The 3642-nt window shown below is 70.0% G+C and carries 3 protein-coding genes and 1 pseudogene; all 4 read right to left on the reverse strand.

Annotated features, from left to right (window positions below):
* The coding region (locus ACFYO2_RS40845; RefSeq protein WP_388360091.1) for a LysR family transcriptional regulator at positions 1-781 on the reverse strand (781 nt) is incomplete at its 3' end.
* Positions 782-783: 2 nt separating this feature from the next.
* Entirely contained in the window at positions 784-2028 is a 1245-nt protein-coding gene (locus ACFYO2_RS40850) for an MFS transporter (RefSeq protein WP_388360093.1), read from the reverse strand.
* 313 nt (positions 2029-2341) lie between these two features.
* Positions 2342-2643, reverse strand: a pseudogene (locus ACFYO2_RS40855) (GNAT family N-acetyltransferase); the annotation flags it as partial.
* A 10-nt stretch (positions 2644-2653) separates the two neighbouring features.
* Positions 2654-3112: a hypothetical protein gene (locus ACFYO2_RS40860; RefSeq protein ID WP_388360095.1), complete on the reverse strand. Its 459-nt coding sequence runs from the start codon at positions 3110-3112 to the stop codon at positions 2654-2656.
* Positions 3113-3642: the final 530 nt, after the last annotated feature.

The raw sequence follows: 3642 nt of genomic DNA on the forward strand, positions 1-3642 counted from the left end.
CGGCCCCCCCCCCCCCGGGGCGGGGGGGGCCCCCGGCCCCCCCCCCCCCGCCGCGCCGCCCCCCCCCCCCCCCCCCCCCCCCCCCCCCCCCCCCCAACAGCACCATGTCCTCTCGAGACAGCAACCGGGTCGTCAACCCACGCTGCTGCTGGCGGTCGAGCGCCACCACGGCCAGGTCCACCGTGCCCTCGCGCAGAGCCTGCCGGATGTCGGCGACCGCCGCCTGCCGCAGCCGTACGACCACGCCCGGATGCTCCGCCCGCAGCGCGGCCAGGGCGTGATGGAGCCCCGCCCATACCCCTTGCATCGTGCCGACCGTCACCTGTCCGCGCAGCTGCCCCTGTACGGCATCGACGGCCTCCCGTGCCAGTTCGGCGGCCCGGAGTGTCGCGCGAGCGGCGGGGACGAACGCCTCGCCGGCCGGGGTGAGCGCGACGCGATGTGTGGTGCGGTCGAACAAGGGGGCGCCCAGTTCGCGTTCGAGGGCGCGGACCGTGCTGGACACAGCGGACTGGACCACGTTCAGCCGCCTTGCCGCTGCCGTGAAACCACCCGCGTCGGCCACCGAGACGACGACCTCCATCTGGCGCAGATCCATCATCCGCTCCCGGTCAAGCAGCGCTCCGTCTGGTGCGAAGGCGACGGTCTTCGATCTTCGCTGCATCGTACGCGGCAGGCCGAGGCCGTTCCTCAGGCGCGGATGAACTCGCCGGCCCTGCCGGGCAATCCACTCCTCGGGTTCCGCCTCGGCACAACCCGACCCGACGCCCTTGGTGCGCACCGTTACCGGCTCGCTGTGCCCTGCTTCGCCGCCGCACGCCGGCGTCGCTCGGTGGTCCAGTAGAGAAGCGCGCTGAAGGGGAGGGCGGCGCCGAGTACGGTCAGGGGAGCCCAGCCTCCGGCGTGGTAGACGACGGAGCCGAGCTGGGAGCCGACCGCACCGCCGGCGAAGAACATGGCGATGAAAGCACTGTTCAGGCGCGCGCGGGCGGCAGGGTCGAGTTGGTACACAGTGTGCTGGCCGAGGATCAGGGTGGTCTGGACGGCCATGTCGATGACGATCGCGGCCAGGGCGATCAGTACGACGCTGTGTCCGCCGAACCCGGCGAGCGCGAAGGCCAGGGTGGCGACCACGAAGGCGACACCTGTCACGGGGCGTACGAGGCCCCGGTCGGCCCAGTGTCCGGCGAGCGGTGCGATGGCCGCGCCGGCCGCGCCGACGAGGGCGAACACACCGACCCCGATCGGTGAGTAGTGGAATCGGGGACCGGTCAGGACGAAGGAGACCGTGGTCCAGAACGCGCTGAAGGCGCCGAACATCGCCGCCTGGTAGAGGCCACGGCGCAGCAGCGCCGGGTGCGTGCGCACCAGCCGGACGGTGGAGCGCAGCACGTGGTGGTACGGGATGGTCGTGGTCGGCGCGGACCGCGGCAGGGCCGCGCGCAGGGCCACGGCGAGCACGACCATCAGGGCAGCGGAGCCGAGGAAGACCACGCGCCACCCGGCGAGGTCGGAGACCAGACTGCTCAGAGTGCGGGAGAGCAGGATGCCGGTGAGCAGCCCGCTCATCACCCGGCCGACTACACGACCCCTGGCGTGGTCGGGCGCGAGGCCGGCGGCAAAGGGCACCAGGATCTGGGCGACGACCGAGGTGGCGCCGCTGACCAGGGAGGCGATCAGCAGCATGGGGAAACTGGTGGCGAGGCCCGCCGCCACGAGGGCGAGGGTCGTGACCGTCAGCAGGACGGTGACCAGGTTGCGCTTCTCCAACCGGTCGCCGAGCGGGACCAGGAAGAGCATGCCGATCACGTAGCCGACCTGGGTGAGGGTGATCAGTGCGCCGGCGGTGGCCGTGCTGGTGTGGAAGACGTCCCTCAGCGAGGACAGCAGGGGCTGGGCGTAGTAGAGGTTGGCGACCGTCATGCCGGAGGCGACAGCCAGGAGTGCGACCAGCCAACCCGGCACGCCGTGCGGGGCCTTTGTGGTCGCGGGCCGGCGCGGGTTCTGGACGTCGGATGATGCGGACATGTGCACCTTCTTGACGGACTGTGCCGGGAAGCCGGCTCGGGCGGAAGCGCTGTGCGGTGACCGGCAGCTTCTTCGATGCCGTCACACAGGGACAAGCGCCGAGCCGCGTCGGTGCTTCCTCATCTACGGCGCTGGTTCAGGATGTCAGTCATCTCCGTCCGAGATGAGCATGTCTGAGGCCGTACCACCGGCGCCTGGAGTCCCCGCGATGACGGGGGTCGTGCTGTCCTGCCGGAAGTGAACTACAGGCGCCGCGAGGCCAGAAGCCGTGGGCTGCCGGTATGGACCGGTACGGCGGTCCGGACGTTTCGGCAGGCGTGGGAGAAGCGGCGATGCCGGCGAACTCGTCGTGGTTCTTGAGGAACTTCGCCACGTGGGGGCAGACCGGCACGACGCGCTTCCCGGAGCCACGTACGTCGGTCAGGGCCTGCTGGACCAGGAGTGCGGCCAGGCCCTGCCCGGCGAAGGCGTCGTCGATTTCTGTGTGGTAGAAACGCGCTGGTCATCGTGGTCGCGGAACGCGGTGAGGCCGACGGTTTTGCCGTCGACCAGGATTTCGTATCGGTGTTTGGCGTCCACTCGCTGGACAGTCGGAGCGCTGGCGGGCTGTGTCATCGTGTGCCTTTCAACGGCGTGTCGGGTTCTTGCGTGGCGCAATGGCGACATTCGGAAGGGTGGGCGCGGGAAGGCGGTCGCCGTCGCAGCCGTCCAGGCTGCCGAAGCGGTCGAGGAAGACCCCGTCCCAGTTGGCGACGCTCTTGGCGAGCGTCCTGGCTTCGTCCCAGGTGATCCGTGATCCACTGCAGTAGAGAGGACCGTAGGCGAGTTCGCTGAGGAAGCAGCGGTCGAGGACGAGGCGGCCGGGGCGGGCGAGCAGGGTCTGGTAGCGCTGGAGGAGGTTGACCGAGTCCGGAGTGCGTGGGCAGTGGATCACGGTGAAGCCGTGTTCACGGGCCAGCCGGGTGGCGAGTGTGCTCTTGCCTGCTCCGTCGCAGCCTTCGAGGACGACGGTGCGGTGGGCCGCCGCGATCGCAGCCGTGTGATGGTGCAGGACATCATCGCGGACCCCGAGGCACGGGCCCACTCACGTGCCCTGTTGGCCCAGGCACTCGATGTCACCCCCGCCTGACCAGCCAGGTCATCCAGCTCAACCAGCTGCCGCCCGCCCGCCGTCGGCCGGCTCACCGAACGCGGGTGCCCCCGGCCCGTCGAGGCGTGAACAGCGCTGCCGCAACAACGCGACTGAAAACCCCCGAAGGAACCGCTTTGCCCGCCGCCTCCTCGTTCTTCACCAATCTCGCGCGGACCAGACACTCCCCCCGACAGTTCCTGCCCACTCCCCGGAACGAGTTCGCCCCGGCTTCATCGGCCGATTCCGCACTGAGTACAAGCGCCCATGCCCATTCACGGCGGCCTTCACCGTTGCAGGAGAGTTCAGTCCGGCGCGTCCCGCGACACCCGAGAGAGCGCCGTTGGCAGCTGTCTCGATATGCCGTGCGAGCGATGTCACCGGTCCTGGTGTCGGCGACGGGTGAATCGTGGCTCTTCCAAGATTTCCGTGAAGCCGGTCAGTGAGCTGCCTCGGTTGTGACTCTGTGTTGCCGACGGTCGGCG

Source organism: Streptomyces sp. NPDC006602 (assembly GCF_042870385.1).
In the GTDB taxonomy this organism is placed as follows: domain Bacteria; phylum Actinomycetota; class Actinomycetes; order Streptomycetales; family Streptomycetaceae; genus Streptomyces.

Excerpts from the sequence above, each read along its gene's own strand:
- ACFYO2_RS40850 (WP_388360093.1), bottom strand. The coding sequence starts at position 2,028 with ATGTCCGCATCATCCGACGTCCAGAACCCGCGCCGGCCCGCGACCACA.